Source organism: Agrobacterium sp. P15N1-A (assembly GCF_044626815.1).
In the GTDB taxonomy this organism is placed as follows: domain Bacteria; phylum Pseudomonadota; class Alphaproteobacteria; order Rhizobiales; family Rhizobiaceae; genus Agrobacterium; species Agrobacterium leguminum.
Map to the genome: position 1 here is coordinate 264635 of NZ_JBIUPF010000002.1, position 25189 is coordinate 289823.

Here is a 25189-nt window from a genome sequence, read left to right on the forward strand (position 1 = left end):
AGCGATTGATTTTACTGGTGCCCCCGGCAGGGTTCGAACCCGCGACCCCCTGATTACAAATCAGGTGCTCTACCAACTGAGCTACAAGGGCAAGCCAGTGCCTTGCCAACTATCAGATTCTGACTTGGTGTAAAGCAAAAACTAACGCTGTGGCATCGACAGACTGCTTTTCCACACCGTGGCCGTACGCGCTGTTCGCGTGATCGCAATTGTAGCAAAAGGCCCGGAAAATAAGCGAAGTATTTACGCAGCACCACTAGAATGGCGATGAAACATAACCATTCCAGTGAGAACAACGCATCATATGCGCGCGAGCATACAGAAAATCCAGCTGACGGGCACGATCATCATCGCCGTAAGCTCCATCCTGCTGGCAACCCTTGCCGCGCTGCCCAGCGTCTACAATTATCTGCGTTATCGCACCAATGCCGCGCAGCTCACCCGCTTTGAAACCGCTCTCCAGTCCGCATGGCTGGTGTCGGCCGAGCGAGGCCCCGCCAATAATCTGATGGGCGCATCCGTGCCGGATGCAAGGCTGGTCGAGGGGCTTGCCGCCGCGCGCAAGGCAACGGACGACAAGCTATCGGAGCTGGAGAAATCCTTCGCCGACGATATCAGGACACAGCCTGAACTGGCGAACTCGCTTGCTGAAACCCGCCAGAAGCTCGAACAATCGCGAGAGCTGGTCGATCAGGTTGCGGCACTCCCCCCTGACGCGCGTAACCACGGCGCGACGTCCAACGCGATTTCATCGATGTTCAAGGCAGCGGACAGCGTCAATCTGCTGCGCGGCAGGGCCGCACGCGCCATCATCAAGGTGACGCCCGACGTGGCGATTGACATCGCACTGACTGGCACGGCGGGCGTGATGCGGGACCGGATCGGCCGCCTCGGTTCCTATGTGATCATGAGTCTCAAGGCGAACAGGCAGGAAAAGCTCGGTTATCGCACCAAGTTCGACTCCGAGATGCAGAGCCTGCTGTCGCTGAAAGCATCGCTGACCAATTATACCGCCGCCTATCTGTCGACGCCGCGACTGGACGGGGCATTGCGCGATCTTGAAACCCAGTATTTCGGTCAGGCTTTGCGTTACGCGCAGAATACGATCGTGATGGCCGTGCCATCCGCCCAACCAAGCGCACTTGAATTTTCCAGAAACTATATCGCCGGCATGCGGTCGTCCGATACGCTGCGCGACCTTATCCTGTCCGAAACGCGCGCGCGGATCGAAAAGAAAAAGCAGGAGGCCCTGATCTACGGCGGAACGTCGCTCTTTGTCGCCGGCATCGCGGTCCTGGTCCTGTTAAGGCTGACATCCGTTTATAAAACCGCGCTGTTCCGGCCCATGCAATCCGTCCAGGCGCAGATCGCCGCCATCGCTGGCGGTGATCTTTCCGAGAGCAATCATGAGGACAGGGTCGCTCCGGAAGTGAAGAAGATGTTCGAGGAACTGGATTTCCTGCGCGAACAGCTTCGCCAGAAGGGCGAAATGGAAAACCAGCAGCGTGCGCTGGCCGAACAACTGCGCACCCTTTCCGAAACCGATGCGCTGACGGGCGTCTTCAACCGCCGCGCACTCGAAAAGGCGGTTCGCTCCATATTGACGGGCGACGAACAATGTCAGTCGCTTGGCGTGATGATTGTCGATATCGACCATTTCAAATCGATCAACGACCGTTACGGCCATGCCATGGGTGACATCGCGCTTCAGAAGACCGCGAGCCTGTTGCGCAGCGCATTGCGCAAGCACGACATTCTTGCCCGATACGGCGGTGAGGAATTCGTCGTCGTGCTGCAGGATGTCAGCCATGCCACGGCGACGGCCACGGCCGACCGCCTTCGCCGCCTGATCGAAGCCCAGACCATCGACGAGCAAAGCGGCCTGTCACTGACGGCAAGTTTCGGCGTGGTCTGGCAGGAAGCGCGTGCGATCAACAGCTGGGACGAGTTGATCGCCATCGCCGACGACCGGCTTTACGAAGCCAAGCGCGCGGGCCGCAACCGGGTCTGGGCAACCTATTTCCCAAAGGTCGCGAACGGCTAAGAACATCGCCGGCGGCGGGTTTTGCTTCGACTAGATCAAATCCAGCGTCATGACCACGGGGCAATGATCGGAAGCTTTCGGGCGATCCCAGCCGGTGCGGGGATAACGTTCAACCCCCTGCCCCGGCGGGAATACCGTCCGGAAAGGTTGCCCATTGCGGATGATCTCGGGGACATGCGTGGCGTTCGTCTCCGCCAGACGCGGGGACAGCCAGATATAGTCGAGCTGGCACAGATGCTGCTCCTGCGGCCCGCGTGAATGGTAAAGCGTCCAGCGGTCCATGACATCACGGCGCATCATCGGATTGACCACGAAACCATCGGCCGAAAGGATATCGAGCGCGCTGCGCTCCTCCTCGACGGGCGCGAAGCTGTAGCCGCTGCGCCTGTCGCCGGAAATCGCGACACGCTCCTGATAATCGTTCATATCGCCACAGATCGCGAAATTCTTGTTGCGGGTATTGCCCACGCCCCAGCGGTTTTCAATGATACGACGCACGGCCATGGCCTCCGCCTCGCGGATCGGCATGGTGGCGATGCGGGCGTCGACCGCGTCGCGGGCATTGGTCATGGATTTGAAATGCGTGACGTAAAGCGTGAGCGGCTTGCCGCCGATCCTCAGATCGATTTCCAGGCAATCCCGCTTGAAAATCTTGTCGTCGATCTGGTTTGTGGCGGCAAGCGCGGAATTGAAGAGATCGAGATTGCGATAGGTCAGCGCCGCATGGCTCTTGATATCGACCACCTCGATCCTGTCGCCGTCCCGCGTCTCCTCGCGCATGACGACGGCGACATCGATGCCGCGGCTGTCATTGCCCTCGACCAGATATTTCTGCAGGTAGCCATTGCCGACCATGCGGTAGAGATAGCCATATTCGAAGGCCTGCAGCGCGGCCATGTTGTCCACTTCCTGCAGGCAGAGAATATCGGCATCCGCATCGGCGATGGCGAGCGCCGAAAGCTGGCGCGTATCGTCTGTGGAAGACACCATCCGCGCGCTTTCCAGCGCCTGATAGGTCGCCTCGTCGCGAATATCGAAAAGCTGGATCGCCCTGTCGCGCCGCGTCTGGTTGCGAAAGCCGGTGAAATCGAAACGGGTGAGGAGATTTTCGATATTGAAGGTGGCAAGCCGAAGCGACATGAATGATCCCTGTTTTGAATACCGAGATTAGCGATTCCAGACCCGTTTCGCCAGTGGAGTGTTCTCGCACGAGTGCGGCGCTGCCTATCTCTTTCCCATTGCTGAATTTCTCTCCGTCATACCGGCCCTGAGCCGGTATCCAACCAGCCCAAGTCCTTGGGCTGAAAGGACTCTCTCGCCGCGCAGACGCGCGTCGGCTGGATTCCGGCTCAAGGCCGGAACGACGGGGAACCCAATAAAATAGGAGAAGCGAGATCTGCCGTATTATTGCATCGACAGATCGCCCGTGACACCACCTCTAAAGCCGCCATGCCGCGCGAATGGCGACCGGCAGACGGTCCCCGACGTCAACCGCTTCGCGCGAATAGGCTCTGAGCGCCTGCCCGTCCGGCAGGTCGAGACGCAGGGAATAACGCTCGCCCTCGTAGAGAACCGAGGTGACGGTGCAGGCGATGCCGTCTGCATCCCGCACCACATCCTGCGGCCGCACGAGAATATCCGCCTGCGGCAATTGCCGGCCGCTTTCCATCGCGGCCCGAAGCGCCGTCCCGTCGATATCCCGAGAGGTGCCTTCCGGAACCGGCACGGTGAGGATTGACCCCTGCCCCACCAGCGAGCCGACCAGCCTGCCTTCGGGCCGCGCATAAAGCTCCGCCGGTGGCGCGACCTGCAGCAGCTTGCCCTGCGACATGACGGCGACATCGGTTGCCAGCGCCATGGCTTCGGCCTGATCGTGGGTGACATAGATCATCGTTGCGCCGGAGCGGATGTGGAACTCGCGGAACGTTTCCTCCATCTCCTGCCTGAGATGCCGGTCGAGATTGGCGAGCGGCTCGTCGAGCAGCACCACGTCCGGCTCGGTAACGAGGCAGCGGGCAAGCGCCACGCGCTGCCGCTGGCCACCGGACAATTCGGCGGGGCGGCGATCAGCGAAGCTCTCGAGGCGGACGGCGGCCAGCGCCTGGCGCACCTTCTCGCGATATTTCTCGCCCGAAATGCCGCGCACCTTCAAGGGATAACCGGCATTGTCGGCAACCGACATATGCGGCCACAGCGCATAGGACTGGAACACCATCGCCATGTTGCGCCGTTCCGGCGGCACCATGCTGCCGGCATCGGCCAGCACCCGCTCGCCGAGCAGGATGGAACCATCGGTCGGCTGTTCGAAACCGGCGATCATGCGCAGCACCGTCGTCTTGCCGCAGCCGGAAGGCCCGAGCAGAGCGAGAAAACCGCCGTCACGCACCGTCAGCGACACATCGTCCACGGCTGGCTTCGAACCGGCACCGAAACTTTTCGACAGGCGGTTGAGGATCAGTTTCGCCAAGGGACCACTCCTTTCGGCAGATAGCGCCCCAGAATTTCCAGCAGAGCCATGAGGAAAATCACCATGATGACGACAAGCACCGAAAGTGCCGAGGCGAGATCGAAGCTGCCGCTATCATCGAGATTGTAGATGAGCACGCCGAGCGTCTGCGTGCCCGCGGACCACAGCAGCGCCGAGACCGTCAGCTCGTTGCAGGCGATCAGGAAAACGAGAATGACCGAAGCCCCCGCTGCGGGCCCGACCAGCGGCAGGATGATATCCTTGAGCCGCCGCCAGAAACCGGCGCCGGAGAGCCTTGCCGCCTCTTCCAGAGACGGATCGAATTGCAGGAAAGCGCTGACCATGGGCTTGAGGCTGACGGCGAAGAAGGAGGAGAAATAGGCGAGCAGAATGATCCAGATCGTGCCGTAAAGCGTGATGCCAAGCAGTGGAATGGGAGCGGCGAAAAGCAGCACGAAGGAGACGGAAATCACCACCCCCGGCAGCGCATAGGGAATATCCACCAGCGCCGAGAGCAGGAACATGAAACGGCTTTTGCCGCGCACGAGGAAATAAGCCGTCAGCACCGTCACCGCCAGGAGACACAAGGATGTCGCCGTCGCCAGAAACAGCGAATTGCGGAACGCCGTGCGGGTTACGCTCTGCCGATAGAGCAACTCTTCATAGGCATGCAACGTCGCGGTCTTGAGGCTCAGCGGCACGCCATAGGCAGGCGCGAGCGAGCTTGCCACCAGCGCCGTCAGCGGCGCCACCAGCATGAAGAACAGCACGAGCCACAGGGCAAGCTCCGCCGCCACCCGCCATAGCCCCAGCCGGAAGGTCGCCGCCTTGCCGGAAAGGCCGATGATGCGATAGTCCCTGCCCTTCATCGCCCGTTCCTGCAGCGCAAGCCCGGCGACGGAGATGATGGCGATCATGGTGGAGAGAATGGCGATATCGCCGAACGTGCTGGTGCCGAAACTGGCAAAACGGCTGTAGATGAGCGTCGGCAGGGTAAAGACCGAGGCGGGGATGCCGAGGATCGCCGGAATGCCGAAATTGCCGACACTGGAGACGAAGGAGATCGCTGCGCCTGCGATCAATCCCGGCGTCGACAGCGGCAGGATGATATCGAACAATACGCGACGCGGCGACGCGCCGGAGAGCTTCGCAGCCTCGATGCCGTCCTGCGGCAAGGCGAGCAGACCGGCGCGCAGCGACAGATAGACGAGCGGCGCATGCTGCACACCGAGCAGAAGCGCGATGCCCGCAATGGAATAGAGCGGCTGCGGCGACCCCATCGGCGGCGCAAGGCCGAAGGCCTTCAACAGCGTGCTCGAAGGACCGGTCATGCCGATCCACGACAGCGCCGTCACCTGCGGCGGGATCATCATCGGCAGCATGAACAGGAAACTCAGGATCGACTTGCCGCGTATGTCGCAAAGCGTCAGCGAAAGCGCGAAAGCGCCGCCGATCAAAAGCGAAATCAGTATACCGAAAAACGATGTGGAGAGCGTGTTCAGCGCCGCATCCCACAGGGCCGCATCGGCGAGAAGCCGCCATATGTCACCGTTAAGTGACGAAATGATGCCGGTATAGGCGAGCCGGCCGAGCGGCAGGGCGCTGAGCGCAAAAACAACACTGACCACAAAAGGAAACAGCCAGCGCGGCTGGCTGCTTCCATAGGCATTGGAACGGGTCATTCCGCTATATCAGCCCTTGGAGCCGAAGATGTCGGAGAAGGTCTTCAGGTCCTGTTCGGAATTCTTCAGCGCATCGGCAGCGTTGAGCGGCAGGACCTTGATCTTTTCGCGGGCCGGGAAACCTTCCGGCATGCCGGCATCGGCGCGAACCGGGATGTAGCCGAGCTTGACGAAGCCCTGCTGGCCCTTTTCGGACAGCACGTAATCGACGAACTTCTTCGCCGCTTCCTCATGCTTGGTGCCCTTGATGATCGCGACCGGCTCGGTGACGGCCGAAACGCCCTCTTCCGGGAAGACGAACTCGACCGGCGCGCCCTTCGCCTTTTCGCGGATCGGCATGTAATCGACGACCACGCCATAAGCCTTTTCGCCCGATGCGACGGACTTCAGGACCGCGCCGTTGCCGCCGCCGGCAATGGCTTCATTGGCCTTCAACTGCTTGTAATAGTCCCAGCCGAGGCCGTTTGCGGCGGCAAGCGTCTGCGCATGGATCAGCGCCGCACCCGAGGTCAGGGGGCTTGGCATGGTGACGAGACCCTTGGCTTCCGCCTTGGCGATATCCTTCCAGCTCGTCGGCTTCATCGCGGCGGCGGTGTTGTACATGATGCCGGTGGTGATGAGCTTGGTGGAATAATAGAAGCCGTCCGCATCGTAGAGCGAGGCGTCGATATTCTTGGCTTCCGCAGACTTGTGGGCGAGGAGCTGACCGGCCTGCTTCATGCGTTCCAGCGTCACGGTATCGGCGATCAAAAGCACGTCGGCAACCGGATTGCCGGCATTGATCTCAGCCATCAGCTTGGCCATGATCTTCGGCGTTCCGTCACGTACCCATTCAACCTCGAGACCGGGATTGGCGGCCTTGAAACCGTCAACGGTCGCCTGTGCGTCCTCGTTGGGCTGGCTGGTGTAAAGCACCAGATCGGCGGCATTGGCGGCGGTGGCGATGAAGCCGAGCGACACGATGGCGGTGAAAGCGGAGAGCAGCGTTTTCATGGGTCCAGTCCCTGTTGTTTGGTGGGACCGCTAAAACATGATTGCATAACATGTATGTGACAGGCAGGATTTTTGGGGTGGATCTGTTGGGGCAAGCGGGATTGAGGGGAACAGTACCCCTTGGCGCTTGCGGCTCACCCCCCTCTGCCCTGCCGGGCATCTCCCCCTCAAGGGGGGAGATTGGCAAGAGGCGCTACCGCCACTTCATTCGCAAACGTTGAGATGGGGGAGACCTTTCCACAGGTCGATCTCCCCCCTTGAGGGGGAGATGTCCGGCAGGACAGAGGGGGTGAAGCCACAAACTCCGTCGCTGCCGAGAACCGCCGCCCTCAAATCGCCGCGATCGCCTCGCCCGTTTCCGCCTGCGCCGTCGCGATCAACCGGCCAAGCCGCTTCATGCCTTCCTCGATCATCGCCTCGTTGGCGCAGGAGAAGCTGATGCGCAGCGTATTCGTGCCGGAGCCATCCGCGAAGAATGCCCGGCCGGGAACGAAGGCGACCTTTTCCGTGGCGATGGATTTCGCCAGCAGTGCCGCGCCATCCATACCCTCGGGCAACGTCACCCAGATGAACATGCCGCCTTCCGGCTTCGTCCAGCGCGTGCCCTTCGGCATGTATCTGTCGAGCGCGGCCAGCATCGCGTCACGGCGGGCGCTATACGCTGCCTTGATCTTGGCGACCTGTTTGTCGAAGCCGCGCGAGGCGACACGTTCGATGGCGATCTGGTTGATGGTCGAGGAATGCAGGTCGGCGGCCTGTTTCATCAGCACCAGCTTGCGGATAACCGGCGCGGAAGCGACGATGTAACCGACACGAAGGCCAGGTGCGAGCGTCTTCGAAAAGCTGCCGCAATAGATGGTGCGGGTGTTCTCGATGCCGCCCGAGCGGGCGATGTCGAGCGCCATGATCGGCGGAACAGCCTCGCCATCGTAACGCAGCGACTGGTAAGCGGCGTCTTCGATGACGGCAATATCCAACTCGTCGGCCAGTGCCAGAACCTTTTCGCGGCCGGCCAGATCGACGGTTTCGCCGGTCGGGTTGGAGAAATCGGCGGAGAGATAAGCGAACTTCACCGCGCCACCGAGCTTGGCGGCATTCTCACGGTAGGTCTCGGGCGTGCGGTTACCGCCGGGGTTCAGCTGGTCGTAATTCGGCTCATAGGCGTTGAAGGCGGAAAGCGCGCCGAGATAGGTTGGCCAGGTCACCAGCGCCGTATCCTTCGGCGACAGAAACAGCTTGCCGAGATAATCGAGACCCTGCTGCGAACCGGAAACGATGAAGACGTTGTCGGCGGTGCAGTCGATACCGATCTCGGCCATTTCGCCGGCCAGCCATTCGCGCAGCGGCTTGTAACCCTCACTGACAGAATATTGCAGCGCCGAGTTTACCTGCGAACCCGAAAAAATTTCCGCATAAGCCTGCTGAAACTCCTCTGCGGGGAAAAGAGCCGGATCCGGAATACCACCGGCAAAGGAAATGATATCGGGCTGTTCGAGCAGCTTCAGCAACTCGCGAATTTCGGACGCTTTCATGCGCGAAGAGCGCGTGGCGAAAATTTGTTCCCAATTAAGCATGGGTACGTTTCCTCTTGTGTCGTTTTTATGCGTGCATCTTTACAGAAATGTCGATACGTCAGCAATACTGACTTATCAGTTTTTCGAATTATTTCTGCCTCCCTGCACATTGCCCGCAACCGACCTGCCTTGAGGCCCGATTTTGCGGACAAAGCCAAATACACCCTTGCGCAAAGCTTCACAATCACACCTTTGCGATTGACGCGGCATGGTTTTCCGGCTGGATTGCGCGCGCGCCGCAACACGGCGAAAGCATCATGGGAGTTTGACGACATGCTGAAAAACATCGACCCGGCGCTGAATGCCGATGTCCTGCACGCGCTGCGCGCCATGGGGCATGGCGATACGCTGGTGATCTCCGACACCAACTTCCCTTCCGATTCGGTTGCCCGCCACACGACCGTCGGCAAGGTGCTGCATATCGACAACGTCTCCGCAGCCCGCGCCATGAAGGCGATCCTCTCCGTCCTGCCGCTCGACACACCGCTGCAGCCCTCGGTCGGCCGCATGGAGGTGATGGGCGCACCGGATCAGCTGGAGCCGGTACAGGTGGAAGTGCAGAAAGAAATCGACGTGGCGGAAGGAAAATCCGCTCCTATGTATGGCATCGAGCGCTTCGCCTTCTACGAACAGGCAAAAAAAGCCTATTGCGTCATCACCACGGGGGAGACACGATTTTATGGCTGCTTCCTTCTGACGAAGGGCGTCATCCCGCCGGCCACATAAGGCCAAAAACGGGAAAATTGCGCTGGCCGCCGGCCTTCATGACAATTTCAAGTTGTTATGACAAAAACTTCCACTAGGCTTGAAAAACCAACCGGAGGTGTGCGGATCATGACCCAATATGTCCTGGCGTTCTGGAATGTCGAAAACCTGTTTGCGCCGGAGGGTTATCCGGCGCGCGAGCCGTGGATTGCCGAGCGGCTGAAGAACGATCTGAAAGGCTGGACCGAGGACCTGTTCAAAACCAAGGTCAAACAGCTCGGTCTGATCATAAGCCAGATCGGCGGCGCGGGACCGGATCTGCTCGGTGTCTGCGAAGTCGAGAACCGTTTCGTTCTGGAGACGCTGGCGGAACATCTGAACGACCTCATGCCCGCGCGCTCCTATCGGGTCGTGCATGCCGATTCCAGCAAGGACCAGCGCGGCATCGATACCGCCTTCATCTATGACAGCAAAAAGCTGCTGATCAACGAGAACGAGATTTTCAGCCATTTCGTGATGCGCCGCACCGGCACACGCGACATTACCCAATGCACCTTCATCACCAAGGGCGGCCGCCAGCTTATCGCGCTCTCCAATCACTGGCCGTCGCGCTCTGGCGGCGCGGTGGAAAGCGCCGGTTTTCGCATGACGGCAGGTGAAACGCTGGGCTATTGGCATCAGCGAATTCGCGAAGAGAAAGGCAACGACATCGCCGTCATCGCCTTCGGCGACTTCAACGACGATCCTTCCGATGCATCACTGCGCTACCACGCCAACTCCACCCGCGAGCGCGACGATGTCGAGAACTCGCAATCGGCCATGTTCTACAATCTCACCTGGAATTACCTGCGCCAGCCGGTGGTCGATTCCGTCGGCACGGCAAGAACGATCTACGGCACACTCTATTTCAACGGAGACGCCAATATCTTCGATCAGATCCTCGTTTCCCGATCGCTTCTGACCGGTAGCAGCGGTTTCAAGGCGCGTGAGGAGACGGCAAAAATCGAAGCGATTGCCGCCATGGTCAGCCACAGCAAGAATGAGGGACCGATCCGCTTCGGCCTGTCGAAAGGCGATGCGGTCAAAAACGTCAATCTCGGTGGTTTTTCCGATCACTTCCCCGTTTCCGTTGTCATCGAGGAAGACGACGCCATCGTGTAACGGCGCATCGAAAACAAAAAAGGCCGGAGCTTTCGCTCCGGCCTTCCTATTCTCTACCAGTCAATGAAGCTTAGTTGACAGCCTTGTCGACCAGCTTGTTTTTGCCGATCCAGGGCATCATGCCGCGCAGCTTGGCGCCGACTTCTTCGATCTGGTGGGCGTCGTTGTTGCGACGGATACCCTTGAAGCGGGCAGCGCCGGCCTTCCATTCCTGCATCCACTCGGAGGTGAACTTGCCGGTCTGGATGTCGTGCAGGACGCGCTTCATTTCAGCCTTGGTGTCGGCGGTGATGATGCGCGGACCGGTGACGTATTCGCCCCACTCAGCCGTGTTGGAGATCGAGTAGTTCATGTTGGCGATGCCGCCTTCATAGATCAGGTCGACGATCAGCTTCACTTCGTGCAGGCACTCGAAATAGGCCATTTCCGGAGCGTAACCGGCTTCAACCAGGGTTTCGAAACCGGCGCGGATGAGCTCGACGAGACCGCCGCACAGAACGACCTGTTCGCCGAAGAGGTCGGTTTCGCACTCTTCCTTGAAGTTGGTTTCGATGATGCCCGAACGGCCGCCGCCAACGCCGCAGGCGTAGGAGAGAGCGAGTTCAAGGGCGTTGCCTGAAGCGTTCTGGTGAACGGCAACGAGGCAGGGAACGCCGCCGCCCTTCTGGTACTCGCCGCGAACCGTGTGGCCGGGGCCCTTCGGTGCGATCATGACGACGTCGAGCGATGCCTTCGGCTCGATGAGGCCGAAGTGAACGTTGAGGCCGTGTGCGAAGGCAATCGCTGCGCCATCGCGGATATTGCCGGCAATGTCGGCCTTGTAGATGTCGGCCTGCAATTCGTCAGGCGTCGCCATCATCAGCAGGTCGCCCCACTTGGCGGCTTCGGCAACGGTCATGACCTTGAAGCCGTCGGCTTCTGCCTTCTTGACGGTCGGCGAACCGGCCTTCAGGGCGATGACGACGTTCTTGGCGCCGGAATCCTTAAGGTTCAGCGCATGGGCGCGGCCCTGGGAGCCGTAACCAACGATGACGACATTCTTGGACTTGATGAGATTGAGATCGGCATCACGATCATAATAAACGCGCATTTTATGGTCCTTCCCTAATGCTTGTCTCTCAGTTGTCTGAACCGGAATGTCAGGCGGGTTTGCCGCTGAGTTCCGAATGTACCTTTTCCGTGCCGTAGAGGGTCAGAAAGGCGACGACCGCCTTCTTCGCCCGGGCGGAAAAATCCTTGTCCGGCGCCTCGCCCAGCAGCATGCGCACATGCAGATCCGAAACGATGAGACCGTAAAAACTGCGATACGCCTCTTCAGCGTCATCGAAACGCAGGTAGCCGGAACGGCGACCCGCCTCGATCAACCCACGCGCCCGCCGGTCAATCTGGCGACGGCCGCGTTCCAAGAGCAGATCGCCGAGCTTCGAGCCGTCACGGCTCGCCTGCCCTATCGCCAGACGGTTAAGCGCCAGTGACACGTCACCCGCCAGCACATCCAGCAGATCATGCGCGAAAACCTCGAGATGATCGGCAAGCTGCGGCGCGGAAACGCGGTCGCCCGCCTTCTCGAAGGTGCGGACCTTGCTCTGCTGAAAGGTGATCATCGCCGCCAGCAGACCATCGCGATCGCCGAACCACTTGTAGAGGCTTTCCTTGGAACAGTTGGCGGCGCGCGCCAGCCCGGATGTAGTGAGCGCTTTCTCGCCGCCCTCGACCAATAGACGCAATGCCTGATCCAGAACGGCGTTCTGGCGCGGCGAAAATTCCTGCGCTGTGATCGGGTCGGAAGCCAAGTCTTTTCCACTCCAGGGGCTCGATTAATGTACCGTACGGTACGGTTCGAGCGCCATTTAAGCGGAGGCAGCTTCCCGGTCAAGCGGATTCTTCAGAGGAGGATGAGAATTGACGCGGTGCACCATGAAGCGCGGCAGACGCCGGCATTCAGTTCTCGATGTCGTACCGGCTTCTCGCCTCGCGTATCGCATCGTGATTGTCGAGCGCCCACTGAATGACGACTTTAAGCGGCGCGTAGAGCGATGCCCCGAGCGGAGTAATGCTGTATTCCACGCTCGGCGGCTTGGTCGGAAAGACCTGCCGGTGAATATAACCTTCGCGCTGCAAATCACGCAGCGTCTGGGTCAGCATGCGCTGGGAAATATCCGGCACCATGCGCCGCAGTTCGCCGAAACGATAGGGCTTCGATGCTATCGCCCCTAACAGCAAAGTGGACCATTTGCCGCCGATCTGGTTCATGACATCCCGCACGGGACAATCGGCAAGACTGGTGGCGGAAAACACCAGCCCAAAGGCCTCGTCCAGCCTGTTTTCTTGCCTTGTGGGCCCGGCAACGTTCATAAGCATGGTTCCCTTTTGGTAACGATCCGCACAGAACCTGCCTTCTTTACAGCCTTTCGGCAATTCCTATTTTAGTGCTGCTCTCTTTTTGAGACCACCGAAAGGATAGAAATCATGAGCAGAATTCTGGTGACCGGCGCCGCCGGACAGCTTGGACAGGCCGTCATTCGCCACCTCCTGGAAACCCACCATGTCCCCGCCGCCAGTATCGTCGCCGCCACCCGCGACATATCCCGGCTCTCCGCCCTTGCTGCAAAGGGCATCGAAGTAAGACGGGCGGATTTCGACGACCCCGCTTCGCTTGACGCGGCCTTTTACGGCATCGACACGCTGCTGGTCATCTCCACCGACGCGCTCATGGTCCCCGGCCTTCGCCTCAGACAACATCAAACGGCGGTGGAGGCCGCCGCAAAAGCCAGCATCCGGCATATCGCCTATACGTCGATGCCAAGCCCCGACAAATCGCTCGTCAGCTTCGCACCCGATCATCTGGGAACGGAAACAGCGATCAAGGCAAGCGACCTGCCCTATACCATTCTTCGCAATGCCTGGTATTTCGACAACCACCTGCACGGCATGCCGCAAAATCTGAAAAACGGCCAATGGTTCACCGCGCGGGGCCACGGCAGGGTCGCAGATATTTCCCGTGAAGACTGCGCCCATGCCGCTGCCGCCGCCCTGCTGAAACCGGCGGAAAACCGTACCTATACGCTAACCGGAACTGAAACATCGACAGCCGACGGGCTGGCTTCCCTGATAAGCGAGGTGACGGGCAAGCCGCTTGCCGTGGTGCAGGTCACGCCCGAACAGCTCAAGCAGGCAATAGCGGCGACGGGATTGCCGGAAATCATTGCCGGCATGATTGCCTCCGCCGACGCCAATATCGCCGCCGGAAACTTCGACATCGTGACCCGAGACTTCGAAACGCTGACGGGCGCGACGCCGCAATCCGCAGCGGATTTCTTCAGCGCGCATAGATCCGCGCTGCTCGGCTGAAATGCCGGCCCGTTCCGTCCCCTCCGGGAAGGAACGGGCCATAAAACAACGACCTATGCTCAAGCCCGAAGGGTCGAGGGCGAAACAGCCTGTTCCGCCGCGATAATCTCACGCGATGCATCGATATCCCGCGACGGCGACAACCCGTAGAAACGGCTATATTCGCGGCTGAACTGCGACGGGCTCTGATAACCGACGCGGTGGCCGGCGGTGCCCGCATCCAGCCGCTCCAGCAGCATCAGCCGCCGCGCCTCATGCAGCCGCAGTTGTTTCTGGTACTGAACCGGCGTCATGGCCGTGATCGTCTTGAAATGATGATGGAAGGACGAGACGCTCATGCCGATATGATCGGCCAGATCCTCGATACGTAGCTGGCGTGCGAAATTCTCGCGCAGCCAGGCGATGGCGCGGGCGATGCGGTTGCCATGGCTGCCGGCCGCGATGATGTTCATAAGCTGCCCGCCTGCCGGTCCGGTCAGAATGCGGTAGAGGATTTCCTGTTCGATCAGCGGCGCCATGGCCGCGATGTCCGCCGGACGGTCGAGCAGGCGCAACAGGCGGATAGCCGCATCGAGAAGTTCCGGCGTGGCCGTATTGACGACGATGCCGCGCTGGGCATTCGCCGGCTCGGCAGGCGGATCGATGGGCACACGCCGCATGAGATCGAGCAGCTTCTCACTGTCGATGGCAAGCGCAATGCAGAAATGCGGCACCTCCCTGCTCGCCTCCACCACCCGCCATGCAACCGGCAGATCAAGCGAGGTCAGGAGATAATCCCCCGCGCCATAATTGATGGTGTCCGTTCCCAATTGAACGCTTTTCGAGCCCTGGATCACCAGCGCGAGACAGGGGCGATAGCTGCCGTGGCAAGGCGCACTCGGCGTCGTACGCCTGCTGATGCCGAGGGAGTCGATTGCCGTCTGCACCTCACCGTCCTGGGTAGCATGCCGCGCGGCAATTGAGGCGATCTCCTGATAGACATTGAACGGCAAGGACATAGGGGAAATCCCTTAACTGAAGGAAGAGGTGCGTCTGCTGCCTTTTATCTAGAAAGCCGCACGGCCCGCGCAAAGAGTGCGCCACCATATTTTTGCAGGATCGTGCAAAAAGCTCGGAGAATCGCTCTAACGCTGTCTCGCGCTTCCATCGCATATTCCGTCGTCCCCAACCCCTCGATAAGGATATTCAGATGGCTATTGCTAGAGGTTACGCTGCGACCGACGCGTCCAAGCCGCTTACCCCGTTCACCTTCGAACGTCGCGAGCCGAACGATGATGACGTCGTCATCGACATCAAATATGCCGGCATCTGCCACTCGGACATCCACACCGTCCGCAACGAATGGAAGAACGCCGTCTACCCGATCGTTCCCGGCCATGAGATTGCCGGTGTCGTCAAGGCTGTCGGCTCCAAGGTCACGAAGTTCAAGGTCGGCGACCATGTCGGCGTCGGCTGCTTCGTCGATTCCTGTGTTGGCTGCGCCACTCGCGATCTCGACAACGAACATTATATGCCCGGCCTCGTCCAGACCTATAACGACGTCGATCCGTTCACGAAGACCGCGACCCATGGCGGTTATTCCGACTCGATCGTCGTCAAGGAAGGTTATGTCCTGTCGATCCCGGACAACCTGCCGCTCGACGCTTCCGCACCGCTTCTCTGCGCCGGCATCACGCTTTATTCGCCGCTGCGCCGCTGGAATGCCGGTCCCGGCCAGAAGGTCGCGATTGTCGGCATGGGCGGCCTCGGTCATATGGGCGTCAAGCTCGGCGCGGCCATGGGTGCGGATATCACCGTGCTTTCCCAGACGCTGTCGAAGAAGGAAGACGGCCTGAAGCTCGGCGCAAAGGAATATTACGCCACCAGCGACGCCTCGACCTTCGAGAAGCTGGCCGGCACCTTCGACCTGATCATCTGCACGGCCGGCGTCGCCATCGACTGGAACGCCTATCTCGGCCTCCTGAAGCCCAAGGGCAGCATGGTCGTCGTCGGTGCGCCGGAACATCCGATCCCGGTTCACGCCTTCGCGCTGATCTTCGGTGCGAAGAACCTGTCCGGCTCGATGATCGGTTCGATCAAGGAAACCCAGGAAATGCTGGATTTCTGCGGCAAGCACAACATCGTGTCGGAGATCGAGACGATCAACATCCAGGACGTCAACGAAGCCTATGAGCGCGTGCTGAAGAGCGATGTGCGGTATCGCTTCGTCATCGACATGGCATCGCTCGACGCGTGAGCCTTGGATTGGGCAAACCCGCCCCATCCACACTCCGTCACCCCGGACTAGATCCGGGGTCCAGCCAGCTCAAGTCCTTGGGCTGAAAAACTCTTCTCGCCGCGCATACGCGCGGCGGCTGGATGCCGGATCAAGTCCGGCATGACGGAGGAGTAGTTTGGCGCAGCTGTCATAACATAAGGGCGGGAAGCCAATGCTTCCCGTCTTTTCCTTTGCCCGCCCGCCCCTCAGGCCTCGTCCTTCAACGTCTCTTTCTGGGTAATCAGCCGCGCGCTGTGCTGGCCGCTCAGGTAAATCCACAGCCAGCTCCAAGCCACGGCAAGCCGTGACCGGGTTCCGATGAGGAAGTAGATGTGGGCAAGCCCCCATATCCACCATGCCAGCACGCCCTTGAGCTTGAACCTGCCGAAATCGATCACCGCCGCGCGTTTGCCGATGGTCGCCAGATTGCCCTGATGGCTGTAGCGGAACGGCGGTGGTGACGGCTGGCCGGCCAGCCGCGCCTTGATGACTTTCGCGACATAGGCGCCCTGCTGCTTCGCCGCAGGCGCAATGCCCGGTACCGGCTTGCCGTTTTCCTGATTGACGGCGGCCGTATCGCCGATCACGAAGATATTCGGATCGTCCTCCAGATGAAGATGCGGCCCGACAACGGCACGTCCCGCCCGGTCGGCGGCGGCGTTGAGCCATTTTGCGGCGGGCGACGCCTGCACGCCGGCGGCCCAGACCACGGTGCGGCAGGGGTAATAGGTCTCGCCCACCGTCACGCCCTCATCGCTGCAAGCTGTCACCGGCGTGCCGAGCAGAACCTCGACGCCAAGTTTTTCGAGCGCTTCCTTCGCATAGGCAGAAAGGTCTTCCGTGAAGACCGGGAGAACGCGAGGGCCAGCCTCGACGAGCAGCACCCGGGTCTTTCTGGTATCCACATTGCGGAATTCCGCCGGCAGCGCCTTGTGCGCCAGCTCCGCAATCATGCCTGCCATTTCCACGCCCGTCGGACCTGCGCCGATGATGACGAAAGTCAGCAGCGCCTGCCGTTCCTCTTCGCTGGTGGCGAGTTCGGCCCGCTCGAAAGCCAAAAGCAGGCGGCGGCGGATTGTCGTCGCATCTTCAAGCGTCTTGAGACCGGGGGCGGAGCGCTCCCACTCGTCGCGGCCGAAATAGGCGTGGCGGGCGCCGGTGGCCAGCACCAGCGTATCGAAACCGATGACCTGACCCGAATTCAGATGCACGGTCCGCGCCGCACGGTCCACGCCGGTCACTTCTGCAAGCAGGGTCGTGACTTCCTTGCGGTCGCGATAGAGATGGCGGATCGGCCAGGCGATTTCGGATGTCGCCAGAGCCGTCGTCGCAACCTGATAAAGCAATGGCTGGAACAGGTGGTGATTGCGACGATCAATCAGTGTGATGCGGACAGGGGCCCCCTCCAGCCCGTGTACCAGTTGCAAACCGCCGAAGCCTCCACCCACGACGACAACGTGATGTTCTTGCATATGTCTTCTGCCTTCAAAAGCTCGCGCACGGAGCATGCGCGGCCAAAGCATAGGCGAAAAAATTGACTTTGGTTATGAAATAGGCTGACCGCAGGCGTGACAAAAACGCCGGACTGTTTCAGCCATGCCATATTCAAGCGCATCCGCCGTCAGCGCGTGACCGATGGAAACCTCAGCCAGATAAGGGATACGTTTCATCAGCCTGGGCAGGTTTGCGACAGTGAGATCATGGCCGGCATTGACGGCAAGTCCGAGCGCTCTTGCATGATCCGCCGTCTGCCCGAGCTTTTCGAGAAGCGCCTCACCCTTTTGCGGATCGTCAAAACAGCCGCCATAGGGGCCGGTGTAAAGTTCGATGCGCGCCGCACCCGTCTCGGCGGCCAGTTCCACCGGCTCGCGTTCGCCATCGCCATCGGCAAAAAGCGAGACGCGCATGCCGCCGGCCTTCAGGCGTCCCACCACGTCTTTCAGGAAAACGGCGTGCTTGCGGACATCCCAGCCATGGTCGGACGTCGCCTGCGACGGGTCGTCAGGCACCAGCGTCACCTGCTCCGGCTGGGTCTTCTCGCAAAGCACGAGAAAATCCTCGCTCGGATAACCTTCGATATTGAATTCCGCGCCGGGAAAACTGTCGTCGATCAGGGCGCGCAGCACCGGCAGATCGGAAAAGCGGATATGGCGCTGATCTGGCCGCGGGTGTACAGTCAGCCCGCTTGCCCCCGCCGCCAGTGCAATATGCCCGAAATGCGCGACATCCGGCCATGGAAGATCGCGGCGGTTGCGTAACATGGCAATTGCGTTCAGATTGACAGAAAGTTTTGCGGGCATGGCATCGGGCTCCGGTTCGGAATTGACATCCTGTTTCACGCAGGTTGAGGCCAATCGCAAGGAGGCCGGCAAATTTTTTATTATTGCGGGAACGAAAACAGGCAATACACGTTACGGTTCTGATGTAGCGTTTGGCATGAGGTCTTGATCGGAAAACATGTCCGTCTTGGGGGAACAAGCAACGGACACCTTTAAAAAAGGCAGGCACACTGTCAAAGAGCGCGAAGGGGGAGACAATGCAGGATGGCCGGATGCCGTTCGAAAGTCACGGCGACGAGGACAAACCCAATCTAAGGATCAGCAGCTTTCTACCGGATATAAGCCTGCCCTCCTCCCTGCCCGCGGAACCCGTGCCCATCGCCGACATGGCCAATATCTTCGGGGTGACCCACCGGACGCTGCATTTTTACGAAGAAAAGGCGCTGCTGACCTCGAAGCGCATCGGCCAGATGCGGGTCTACACCCACCGCAACGTCCAGCGCATGGCCGTCATCAACGTCTGCCGCGAAGTGGGCATTTCCGTCGCCGCCATTACCGAGATCATGGAAAAATTCGTCCGTTCGCTCTCGCAAAGCGAGGCGGACGATATATTCCACGCCGCGCTTCGGCAGCGGAAGCGGGAATTGACGGCCGAGCTTTCCACCCTTCAGCGCCAGGCCCAGCAGATCGAGGAACTGCTGGTCACTGACACCGATGCGGACGGCATGGATGGCGCGGAACGGGCGCCGGCAAAGGACATCGCCCTCACCGACACCGAACGCAAATGCCTGGAACTGATGGCGGAGGGTTATGCGCCGGTGCGGCTCGCCCGCGCCCTTGGTCTTTCGGGCAGCGACCTCAATGTTCTCGAGGCGAAGATCATCGGCAAGTTCAATGCCAGCAACCGCTTTCAGGCGGTCGCCAAGGCGGTTCTGCTCGGCGTCATCCGCGCATAGTCACGATCAACGAACGATGGTCAGTGTCTCCGCCGCGCGGGTAATGGCGGTGTAAAGCCACCTCTCGCGCGAGTCCCGGAAAGCATAGCTCTCGTCGAAAAGAACCACGTTGTTCCACTGCGAACCCTGCGCCTTGTGCACGGTCAGCGCATAGCCGAAATCGAATTCGTCATAACGCTTGCGCGTGGACCACGGAATTTCCGTCTCCACATCCTCGAAGGCCGCCTTCAGCAATTTGATCTTGGCCGCGCCGCGATCCATATCGTCGTCTTCAGGCCGGATCATCAGGTTGATGCCGGGCTTCACCGTCTCGCGCGATGAACTCATCACCTGCCAGAGCGAACCGTTGAGCAGCCCCTTGGCCGGATCGTTCCGGAGGCAGACCAGCTTGTCGCCGGATTGCGGGTAATCGGCGGTAAAACCCTTCAGCTCGCGAAGCCGCTGATTGTAGCGGCGGCGGGTGCGGTTGGTGCCGACGAGCACTTGATCGGCCTCGAGCACGAGCGACTGCGTCACTTCGGACTTGGAAATCACCTGCGCGGTCCCGTAATCGCCGCGCATGATCTCCCGGCCCTCCCGCACGTCCATGGCGAGATGGATGATGGGATTGTCCTTGGCCTGGCGATGGATTTCCGACAGCAGATAGTCCGGCTCCTGCTCGGTGAAGAAACCGCCGCCCGAAACCGGCGGCAGCTGGCCGGGATCGCCGAGCACGAGGATCGGCGTGCCGAAGCTCATCAGGTCCCTGCCGAGCTGCTCGTCCACCATCGAACATTCATCGATGATGATGAGCGCCGCCTTGGCGAGCGGGCTCTGGCGGTTGATGGAGAACATCGGCGCAATCGAAGTCTTGCCGGTTTCCTCGTCTTCCACGGTTTCTTCGCCGCGCGGGCGATAGATCAGCGAATGGATGGTGCGGGCATTGGTCGCCCCGCGTGAGCGCAGCACCTGCGCCGCCTTGCCGGTGAAGGCCGCAAACAGCACCTCGCCATCGACATTTTCCGCGAAATGCTTGGCAAGCGTCGTCTTGCCCGTTCCGGCATAACCGAACAGCCGGAAAACCGGCGTCCGGCCTTCCTTCAGCCAGCGGGAAACAGCCTTCAGCGCTTCGTCCTGTTGCGGTGAAAATAACATGCGCCCTCATCGCAGGATTCGAGCCTGATGCGCAACAGAAAAAGAACGAAAGATGAATCGCCGTGTGAGAATGCGGCAATAAAACACGGCTGGTTTTTAAGCCGTGGTCGCTATCATCCCTCGTATGAAGATATTGATTCTCGGCGCAACAGGTTTCATCGGTTCGGAGGTTCTCAAAAGCCTGCACCTCCGCGGGCATTCCGTGACGGGGCTGGCGCGTTCGGTCACCCGCGCCCGGGACAAATGGCCTTTCGCCAACTGGGTCTCAGCCGATCTTTCCAAGATGACGCACGCGACAGACTGGTCATCGCTCGTCCATGACCACGACGCCATTGTCAATTGCGCGGGCGCGCTTCAGGACGGCCTGTCGGATGACCTTGCCGCGACGCAGGAAAAGGCGATGCTGGCGCTCTATGAAGCAGCGGCGCAGGCGGGCGGCAGACGGATAATCCAGATATCGGCCCGCACGGCGGGGGCCGCATCCGGCCTGCCCTTCCTTGCCACCAAACGCCGCGCCGATGAGGCGCTCGCCGCAAGCGGTCTGTCTCACGTCATTCTGCGCCCCGCGCTGGTGGTTGGGCGAAACGCGCACGGCGGCACGGCGCTCGTGCGCGCGCTTGCAGGTTTTCCCTTCGTGGTGCCGCTCGTCAATGGACAAATCGCCGTCCGGACGGTCGCGGCGGAGGATGTGGCAACCATGGTATGCGCGGCGATCGAAGGCGAAATCCCGCCGGACAGCGATCTCGAACTCGCCGCGAAGGAAACGCTGACATTGCAGGACGTGGTCGCCAGACACCGGCAATGGCTGGGCCTGCCCCGTGCTCCGGTCATAAATCTTCCCGCCGCCTTCATGCGCCCCGTCGGCCTTGTGGCGGATGCCGCAGGCAGACTCGGCTGGCGGTCGCCGCTGCGTTCGACCGCCATGACGGTCATGTCGGAAGGCATCGTAACGGAGAATGAAGCAGGACCGGCGATGGCCTCACTCAAGACCCTGGAACAGACGCTGGCCGCCCACCCTTCCGGTGTGCAGGACCTGTGGTTTGCCAGATTATATCTGCTGAAACCCTTGGTCATTCTCTGCCTGTCTTTATTCTGGCTGCTGTCCGGCCTCATGCCGCTGCTGAATATCACTGGAGCAGCAGCGCATTTCCTGCCCTTCATGCCGCAGGCACTGGCGGTCGCGCTCACACTCACCACCTGCCTCCTCGATATCGCCCTCGGCGTCACAGTCCTGCTGCGACCGCTCGCCAGAAAGGCGCTCATCAGCATGTTGCTGGTCAGCGCCGCTTACCTCGCTGGCGGCAGCCTGCTGGAACCAACCCTTTGGCTCGATCCGCTCGGTCCTCTGGTCAAGGTTCTGCCTTCCGTCGCCCTGACGCTCGTTGCCCTCGCCACCTTGGATGAACGCTGATGACACTTGAGGAACTGCTGCGGCTCGCCCATGTCATCGGCGCAACGGTGCTGTTCGGCACCGGCGCGGGCATTGCCTTTTTCATGGTGATGGCACGGCAGACAGCAAGCCCGGCGCTGATCGCCCATGTCGCAGGCACCGTCGTCATCGCCGACACGGTCTTTACCGCCACCGCCGCGATCATCCAGCCGGTCACCGGATATTTTCTCGCGCGCATCATCGGCTGGCCGCTGACCGAAGGCTGGATCGCGCTTTCGCTCGCCCTTTATGTCTTCACCGGCATTTTCTGGCTGCCGGTGGTGTGGATACAGATCAGACTGCGCGATATCGCCCGCGACTGCGCCGCCACCGGACAGGCCCTGCCGGCACAATGGTTCCGCCTTTACCGCATCTGGTTCGCCTGCGGTTTTCCCGCCTTTTTCGCGGTTCTCGGCATCATCTGGCTCATGCTCAACAAGCCGGACATTCTCCTGTTCGGCTGATGCGGCTCAATTGGCCGCCTGTCGCTCGACAAGCTGCGCCAATTGCTCCGCAACCGTGTTCCAGCCGTCGAAGAAGCCCATCTCCGCGTGCCTGTCGCGATCCTCAAGATTGTTGTGCATGGCATAGGCCACATATTCCATGCCGTCGGGGTGATCGCGAAATGTCATCACGGCGGTGAGGAACGGCTGGGCGGAGGGGCGAAAACCCGCCGTCAGCGCGTCGGTAAAAACCAGACGCTGCTCATGATCCACCGCCAGAAAACATCCTTTGACATGCGGACCGAAGGCCGTGCCGTCCTCGCTATAGCGCGTTTCGAAGGCGCCGCCGGGATGGAGCTCCATGCGGTCGACCCGGCATTGGCCGGGATGCGGCACCCACCATTGTTCGAGGCTGGCCTTGTCCGTCCAGGCATTCCAGACGAGCCGGCGCGGCGCTCTGATGATGCGTGAAATCTTCAGATCGAGATCGGGATTGAAAGTCTCGGTCATTGGTCATTCTCCCCTTTGCTGGACATCCTGTCCTGTTGCGCCATGATGAATTGTTCGAGCCGGTCCGTGCGGCCTTCCCAGATGGCGCGTTGTTGCGACAACCAGCCATCGAGCATGGAAAACCTCTGCTTCTCCAGGGAACAGAACCGGACACGCCCCTGCTTGCGCGTCACGATCAGCCCCGCCTCTTCCAGCTGGCGGATATGTTTCATGAAGGATGGCAGGGCCATGTCGAAGGGCTCGGCCAGCGTTCCGATGCTCGCCTCCCCGCCGCCCAGCTTCAGGATCACCGCCCTGCGGGTCGGATCGGCAAGAGACTGGAAGATATCGTCGAGCGCAGCTGAATAGTTTTCCATAAGGCTAACTATCACGTCGAAATAGTTAGCTCAATGGATAAGTTTAAAAATCGCGAAAATTCTTTGCCCCAGGGAATAATCCGTCGGGTTGCGGTGTCTCTTGATGTGCTGGCGGCAGAGGCCGCCCGAACCAAGGAGGATATGTCCATGAAGATCCGCTTTATCGTTCCCGCCCTCGTTCTGGCTTTTGCCGGAACGGCCTACGCCGCCCCTATGGTCGAAACCGTCAAGACCGCCAAGGGCGATGTGCTGGCGGGCGAAAAAGGCATGACGCTCTACACTTTCAAGAACGACAAGAAGGGCGTATCCAATTGTTATGACAAATGCGCGGTGAACTGGCCGCCGTTTTTCGCAGCCGCCAGCGACAAGGCCGAGGGCGCCTATTCCCTCGTGAAGCGCAAGGATGGCAAGATGCAGTGGGCAAAGGATGGCATGCCGCTTTATTACTGGGTCAAGGATACCAAGAAGGGCGATGCCACCGGTGATGGTGTGAACGGTGTATGGGATGCCGCAAAACCCTGATGGCATGACGGACGAAAAGCGGGGGAACCATTCCCCCGCAGCCGGCAGTTTCGAAACCGAAATGCTGGCGCTGATGCCCATGCTGCGCCGTTATTCCCGCAGCCTTTCCCGTTCAGATGCCGATGGCGAGGACCTCTTGCAGGACTGCGTGGAAAAGGCGCTGGCCAATAAAAGGCAATGGCGCGGAACGGGTTTGAAATCATGGGCTTACACGATAATGACGAATCTTTATCGTAACCGCCACCGCGCCGAGAAACGCCACCCGTCCGAGAGCCTGGACGGCCATGAGAGCATCGCCGGCGCGGAGACGCTCTCCGACACGCTGGAGAACGACCGGCTGCACGGCGCACTCGCCCTTCTTTCGCCGGACATGCGCGCCGTGCTGATGCTGGTGACGGTGGAAGGCTACAGCTATCAGGAGGCGGCCGAGACATTGGCGATCCCGCTCGGCACCGTCATGTCCAGACTTTCCCGCGCCCGCGAAACCCTTCGCCAGCATCTGGCGGCAGATAATATCATTCCCCTGCGGAGACCACGATGAAACGGCCGGACGCCATAACCGAAGACGATCTGCACGCCTATGTCGACGGACTTCTTTCCGACGATGACCGCGCGGCTGTCGAGGCCTGGCTGGCGGAAAGGCCGGAAGAGCAGGCCCGTGTGGAGGAATGGAGAAAACAGGCCGACATTCTGCGCAACGCCTTCGCCTCCTATGCCGCCGCACATCCGCATGACGCATCGATGCTCAGCCCGCAAAAGAGGGACCGCGCATGGCGGGCAAAACCGGTTCTGCTGCAAACAGCGGCCGCCCTTTTGATCTTCGTGGCGGGTGCTGCGGCGGGCAGGCTTCTGCCGCCGTCTTTTTCCACGCCGCAGGACGTGACCCTGGCGTCGCTGACGACGGATATTCCGGCGCAGGCGAAATCCGCCTATCTCATCTATGCGAGCGAAGTGCGCCATCCCGTCGAAGTCGGCGCGGGAGAACAGCAGCATCTCGCCACATGGCTCGGCAAGCGGCTCGGTTACCCCTTCACCATCCCCGATCTCTCGAAGATCGGATACGACCTCGTCGGCGGGCGCCTTATCCCCGTCAGCGGCAAACCGGGCGCGATGCTGATGTATCAGGACAAGACCGGCCGCCGGGTGACGGTGCTGATCGGCCACAACGAGGAAAACCGCACCACCAGCTTCCGCATGGCCAGCGCCGACGGTATCGAGACCTTCTACTGGATCGACAATGAACTGGGTTACGCCGTGTCCGCCGAGCTGACGCGCGACGAGGTGCAGGCAATCGCCGAGGAATGTTACCGGCAGTTCCCGACGTGA

25 protein-coding genes and 1 tRNA gene are annotated in these 25189 nt (G+C 60.5%); 11 read left to right on the top strand and 15 right to left on the bottom strand.

Annotated features, from left to right (window positions below; translation table 11 throughout):
* Window positions 1–15: 15 nt before the first annotated feature.
* Window positions 16–91 (bottom strand) — tRNA-Thr (locus ACIK7D_RS09310).
* 213 nt (window positions 92–304) lie between these two features.
* Between ACIK7D_RS09310 and ACIK7D_RS09315 the strand changes: the two genes are divergently transcribed.
* Complete coding sequence (locus tag ACIK7D_RS09315) at window positions 305–2044, top strand: diguanylate cyclase (protein WP_400156147.1); 1740 nt, start codon at window positions 305–307, stop codon at window positions 2042–2044.
* 30 nt (window positions 2045–2074) lie between these two features.
* On the opposite strand, the gene ACIK7D_RS09320 is transcribed toward ACIK7D_RS09315, so the two are convergent.
* The 5 genes from ACIK7D_RS09320 to ACIK7D_RS09340 all read right to left on the bottom strand — a co-directional run bounded on the left by ACIK7D_RS09320 (window position 2075) and on the right by ACIK7D_RS09340 (window position 8760).
* Window positions 2075–3184: an endonuclease/exonuclease/phosphatase family protein gene (locus ACIK7D_RS09320; RefSeq protein ID WP_400156148.1), complete on the bottom strand. Its 1110-nt coding sequence runs from the start codon at window positions 3182–3184 to the stop codon at window positions 2075–2077.
* A 298-nt stretch (window positions 3185–3482) separates the two neighbouring features.
* The gene (locus tag ACIK7D_RS09325; RefSeq protein WP_400156149.1) at window positions 3483–4511 is read right to left on the bottom strand and encodes an ABC transporter ATP-binding protein; all 1029 of its coding nucleotides are present in this window, start codon (window positions 4509–4511) and stop codon (window positions 3483–3485) included.
* On the bottom strand, window positions 4499–6193 hold the full coding sequence (locus tag ACIK7D_RS09330; RefSeq protein ID WP_400156150.1) for an ABC transporter permease: 1695 nt from the start codon (window positions 6191–6193) through the stop codon (window positions 4499–4501). The genes ACIK7D_RS09325 and ACIK7D_RS09330 overlap by 13 nt, the downstream gene beginning before the upstream one ends.
* 9 nt (window positions 6194–6202) lie before the next feature.
* Window positions 6203–7186 carry an ABC transporter substrate-binding protein gene (locus tag ACIK7D_RS09335; RefSeq protein ID WP_400156151.1) on the bottom strand — a complete coding sequence of 328 codons (984 nt, stop codon included), beginning with the start codon at window positions 7184–7186 and terminating at the stop codon, window positions 6203–6205.
* A gap of 329 nt (window positions 7187–7515) precedes the next feature.
* Complete coding sequence (locus ACIK7D_RS09340) at window positions 7516–8760, bottom strand: PLP-dependent aminotransferase family protein (protein ID WP_080816583.1); 1245 nt, start codon at window positions 8758–8760, stop codon at window positions 7516–7518.
* Window positions 8761–9033: 273 nt separating this feature from the next.
* Between ACIK7D_RS09340 and ACIK7D_RS09345 the strand changes: the two genes are divergently transcribed.
* Both ACIK7D_RS09345 and ACIK7D_RS09350 read left to right on the top strand, forming a co-directional pair.
* Window positions 9034–9486 (top strand): RbsD/FucU family protein, encoded by a 453-nt coding sequence (locus ACIK7D_RS09345; protein WP_400156152.1) that lies wholly within the window; start codon window positions 9034–9036, stop codon window positions 9484–9486.
* Between the two features lie 108 nt (window positions 9487–9594).
* A complete protein-coding gene (locus tag ACIK7D_RS09350) occupies window positions 9595–10626 on the top strand; it encodes an endonuclease/exonuclease/phosphatase family protein (protein ID WP_080816577.1) in 1032 nt (343 codons plus the stop codon).
* Window positions 10627–10696: 70 nt separating this feature from the next.
* Here ACIK7D_RS09350 and ilvC read toward each other — a convergent pair whose 3' ends face one another.
* The 3 genes from ilvC to ACIK7D_RS09365 all read right to left on the bottom strand — a co-directional run bounded on the left by ilvC (window position 10697) and on the right by ACIK7D_RS09365 (window position 12981).
* On the bottom strand, window positions 10697–11716 hold the full coding sequence (gene ilvC / locus ACIK7D_RS09355; RefSeq protein WP_035260000.1) for a ketol-acid reductoisomerase: 1020 nt from the start codon (window positions 11714–11716) through the stop codon (window positions 10697–10699).
* A gap of 49 nt (window positions 11717–11765) precedes the next feature.
* Window positions 11766–12419 (bottom strand): TetR/AcrR family transcriptional regulator, encoded by a 654-nt coding sequence (locus ACIK7D_RS09360; protein WP_003507581.1) that lies wholly within the window; start codon window positions 12417–12419, stop codon window positions 11766–11768.
* Window positions 12420–12567: 148 nt separating this feature from the next.
* Window positions 12568–12981 carry a helix-turn-helix domain-containing protein gene (locus ACIK7D_RS09365; RefSeq protein WP_080816571.1) on the bottom strand — a complete coding sequence of 138 codons (414 nt, stop codon included), beginning with the start codon at window positions 12979–12981 and terminating at the stop codon, window positions 12568–12570.
* Between the two features lie 111 nt (window positions 12982–13092).
* On the opposite strand from ACIK7D_RS09365, the gene ACIK7D_RS09370 reads away from it, so the two are divergent.
* On the top strand, window positions 13093–13977 hold the full coding sequence (locus tag ACIK7D_RS09370; RefSeq protein WP_400156386.1) for an SDR family oxidoreductase: 885 nt from the start codon (window positions 13093–13095) through the stop codon (window positions 13975–13977).
* Window positions 13978–14036: 59 nt separating this feature from the next.
* Here the strand turns inward: ACIK7D_RS09370 and ACIK7D_RS09375 are convergent, their stop codons facing one another.
* The gene (locus ACIK7D_RS09375) at window positions 14037–14975 is read right to left on the bottom strand and encodes an AraC family transcriptional regulator (protein ID WP_137453004.1); all 939 of its coding nucleotides are present in this window, start codon (window positions 14973–14975) and stop codon (window positions 14037–14039) included.
* 191 nt (window positions 14976–15166) lie between these two features.
* Here ACIK7D_RS09375 and ACIK7D_RS09380 point away from each other — a divergent pair, with 191 nt between their 5' ends.
* A complete protein-coding gene (locus tag ACIK7D_RS09380) occupies window positions 15167–16213 on the top strand; it encodes an NAD(P)-dependent alcohol dehydrogenase (protein ID WP_080816566.1) in 1047 nt (348 codons plus the stop codon).
* 227 nt (window positions 16214–16440) lie between these two features.
* Here ACIK7D_RS09380 and ACIK7D_RS09385 read toward each other — a convergent pair whose 3' ends face one another.
* Both ACIK7D_RS09385 and ACIK7D_RS09390 read right to left on the bottom strand, forming a co-directional pair.
* Window positions 16441–17706, bottom strand: coding sequence for an NAD(P)/FAD-dependent oxidoreductase (locus ACIK7D_RS09385; RefSeq protein WP_269313827.1), 1266 nt, complete (start codon window positions 17704–17706; stop codon window positions 16441–16443).
* Window positions 17707–17778: 72 nt separating this feature from the next.
* Window positions 17779–18534 carry a pyridoxine 5'-phosphate synthase gene (locus ACIK7D_RS09390; protein ID WP_400156153.1) on the bottom strand — a complete coding sequence of 252 codons (756 nt, stop codon included), beginning with the start codon at window positions 18532–18534 and terminating at the stop codon, window positions 17779–17781.
* Between the two features lie 236 nt (window positions 18535–18770).
* On the opposite strand from ACIK7D_RS09390, the gene ACIK7D_RS09395 reads away from it, so the two are divergent.
* On the top strand, window positions 18771–19469 hold the full coding sequence (locus ACIK7D_RS09395) for a MerR family transcriptional regulator (protein WP_080816562.1): 699 nt from the start codon (window positions 18771–18773) through the stop codon (window positions 19467–19469).
* 6 nt (window positions 19470–19475) lie between these two features.
* On the opposite strand, the gene ACIK7D_RS09400 is transcribed toward ACIK7D_RS09395, so the two are convergent.
* Window positions 19476–20603 (bottom strand): ATP-dependent RecD-like DNA helicase, encoded by a 1128-nt coding sequence (locus ACIK7D_RS09400; RefSeq protein ID WP_127757230.1) that lies wholly within the window; start codon window positions 20601–20603, stop codon window positions 19476–19478.
* A gap of 124 nt (window positions 20604–20727) precedes the next feature.
* Here ACIK7D_RS09400 and ACIK7D_RS09405 point away from each other — a divergent pair, with 124 nt between their 5' ends.
* A complete protein-coding gene (locus ACIK7D_RS09405; protein ID WP_400156154.1) occupies window positions 20728–22014 on the top strand; it encodes an SDR family oxidoreductase in 1287 nt (428 codons plus the stop codon).
* Window positions 22014–22496: a DUF2269 family protein gene (locus ACIK7D_RS09410; RefSeq protein ID WP_400156155.1), complete on the top strand. Its 483-nt coding sequence runs from the start codon at window positions 22014–22016 to the stop codon at window positions 22494–22496. Before ACIK7D_RS09405 ends, ACIK7D_RS09410 begins: the two co-directional genes overlap by 1 nt.
* 6 nt (window positions 22497–22502) lie before the next feature.
* Here ACIK7D_RS09410 and ACIK7D_RS09415 read toward each other — a convergent pair whose 3' ends face one another.
* Entirely contained in the window at window positions 22503–22985 is a 483-nt protein-coding gene (locus ACIK7D_RS09415; RefSeq protein WP_400156156.1) for an SRPBCC family protein, read from the bottom strand.
* Window positions 22982–23341 carry an ArsR/SmtB family transcription factor gene (locus tag ACIK7D_RS09420; protein WP_400156157.1) on the bottom strand — a complete coding sequence of 120 codons (360 nt, stop codon included), beginning with the start codon at window positions 23339–23341 and terminating at the stop codon, window positions 22982–22984. The genes ACIK7D_RS09415 and ACIK7D_RS09420 overlap by 4 nt, the downstream gene beginning before the upstream one ends.
* Before the next feature lie 141 nt (window positions 23342–23482).
* Between ACIK7D_RS09420 and ACIK7D_RS09425 the strand changes: the two genes are divergently transcribed.
* The 3 genes from ACIK7D_RS09425 to ACIK7D_RS09435 are packed head-to-tail and all read left to right on the top strand — an operon-like array spanning window position 23483 to window position 25189.
* Window positions 23483–23863, top strand: a complete 381-nt coding sequence (locus tag ACIK7D_RS09425) for a hypothetical protein (RefSeq protein WP_080818673.1) — start codon at window positions 23483–23485, stop codon at window positions 23861–23863.
* Window positions 23847–24404 carry an RNA polymerase sigma factor gene (locus ACIK7D_RS09430; protein WP_065655851.1) on the top strand — a complete coding sequence of 186 codons (558 nt, stop codon included), beginning with the start codon at window positions 23847–23849 and terminating at the stop codon, window positions 24402–24404. The genes ACIK7D_RS09425 and ACIK7D_RS09430 overlap by 17 nt, the downstream gene beginning before the upstream one ends.
* Window positions 24401–25189, top strand: coding sequence for an anti-sigma factor (locus ACIK7D_RS09435; RefSeq protein ID WP_262533174.1), 789 nt, complete (start codon window positions 24401–24403; stop codon window positions 25187–25189). Before ACIK7D_RS09430 ends, ACIK7D_RS09435 begins: the two co-directional genes overlap by 4 nt.

Coding starts and splice junctions, on each gene's coding strand:
- ACIK7D_RS09375 (WP_137453004.1), bottom strand. CDS start 14,975: ATGTCCTTGCCGTTCAATGTCTATCAGGAGATCGCCTCAATTGCCGCG.
- ACIK7D_RS09390 (WP_400156153.1), bottom strand. CDS start 18,534: ATGCCCGCAAAACTTTCTGTCAATCTGAACGCAATTGCCATGTTACGC.
- ACIK7D_RS09330 (WP_400156150.1), bottom strand. CDS start 6,193: ATGACCCGTTCCAATGCCTATGGAAGCAGCCAGCCGCGCTGGCTGTTT.
- ACIK7D_RS09400 (WP_127757230.1), bottom strand. CDS start 20,603: ATGTTATTTTCACCGCAACAGGACGAAGCGCTGAAGGCTGTTTCCCGC.
- ACIK7D_RS09415 (WP_400156156.1), bottom strand. CDS start 22,985: ATGACCGAGACTTTCAATCCCGATCTCGATCTGAAGATTTCACGCATC.
- ACIK7D_RS09430 (WP_065655851.1), top strand. CDS start 23,847: ATGCCGCAAAACCCTGATGGCATGACGGACGAAAAGCGGGGGAACCAT.
- ACIK7D_RS09385 (WP_269313827.1), bottom strand. CDS start 17,706: ATGCAAGAACATCACGTTGTCGTCGTGGGTGGAGGCTTCGGCGGTTTG.
- ACIK7D_RS09435 (WP_262533174.1), top strand. CDS start 24,401: ATGAAACGGCCGGACGCCATAACCGAAGACGATCTGCACGCCTATGTC.
- ACIK7D_RS09350 (WP_080816577.1), top strand. CDS start 9,595: ATGACCCAATATGTCCTGGCGTTCTGGAATGTCGAAAACCTGTTTGCG.
- ACIK7D_RS09410 (WP_400156155.1), top strand. CDS start 22,014: ATGACACTTGAGGAACTGCTGCGGCTCGCCCATGTCATCGGCGCAACG.
- ACIK7D_RS09320 (WP_400156148.1), bottom strand. CDS start 3,184: ATGTCGCTTCGGCTTGCCACCTTCAATATCGAAAATCTCCTCACCCGT.
- ACIK7D_RS09425 (WP_080818673.1), top strand. CDS start 23,483: ATGTCCATGAAGATCCGCTTTATCGTTCCCGCCCTCGTTCTGGCTTTT.
- ACIK7D_RS09395 (WP_080816562.1), top strand. CDS start 18,771: ATGCAGGATGGCCGGATGCCGTTCGAAAGTCACGGCGACGAGGACAAA.
- ACIK7D_RS09405 (WP_400156154.1), top strand. CDS start 20,728: ATGAAGATATTGATTCTCGGCGCAACAGGTTTCATCGGTTCGGAGGTT.
- ACIK7D_RS09315 (WP_400156147.1), top strand. CDS start 305: ATGCGCGCGAGCATACAGAAAATCCAGCTGACGGGCACGATCATCATC.
- ACIK7D_RS09340 (WP_080816583.1), bottom strand. CDS start 8,760: ATGCTTAATTGGGAACAAATTTTCGCCACGCGCTCTTCGCGCATGAAA.
- ilvC (WP_035260000.1), bottom strand. CDS start 11,716: ATGCGCGTTTATTATGATCGTGATGCCGATCTCAATCTCATCAAGTCC.
- ACIK7D_RS09420 (WP_400156157.1), bottom strand. CDS start 23,341: ATGGAAAACTATTCAGCTGCGCTCGACGATATCTTCCAGTCTCTTGCC.
- ACIK7D_RS09380 (WP_080816566.1), top strand. CDS start 15,167: ATGGCTATTGCTAGAGGTTACGCTGCGACCGACGCGTCCAAGCCGCTT.
- ACIK7D_RS09335 (WP_400156151.1), bottom strand. CDS start 7,186: ATGAAAACGCTGCTCTCCGCTTTCACCGCCATCGTGTCGCTCGGCTTC.
- ACIK7D_RS09345 (WP_400156152.1), top strand. CDS start 9,034: ATGCTGAAAAACATCGACCCGGCGCTGAATGCCGATGTCCTGCACGCG.
- ACIK7D_RS09365 (WP_080816571.1), bottom strand. CDS start 12,981: ATGAACGTTGCCGGGCCCACAAGGCAAGAAAACAGGCTGGACGAGGCC.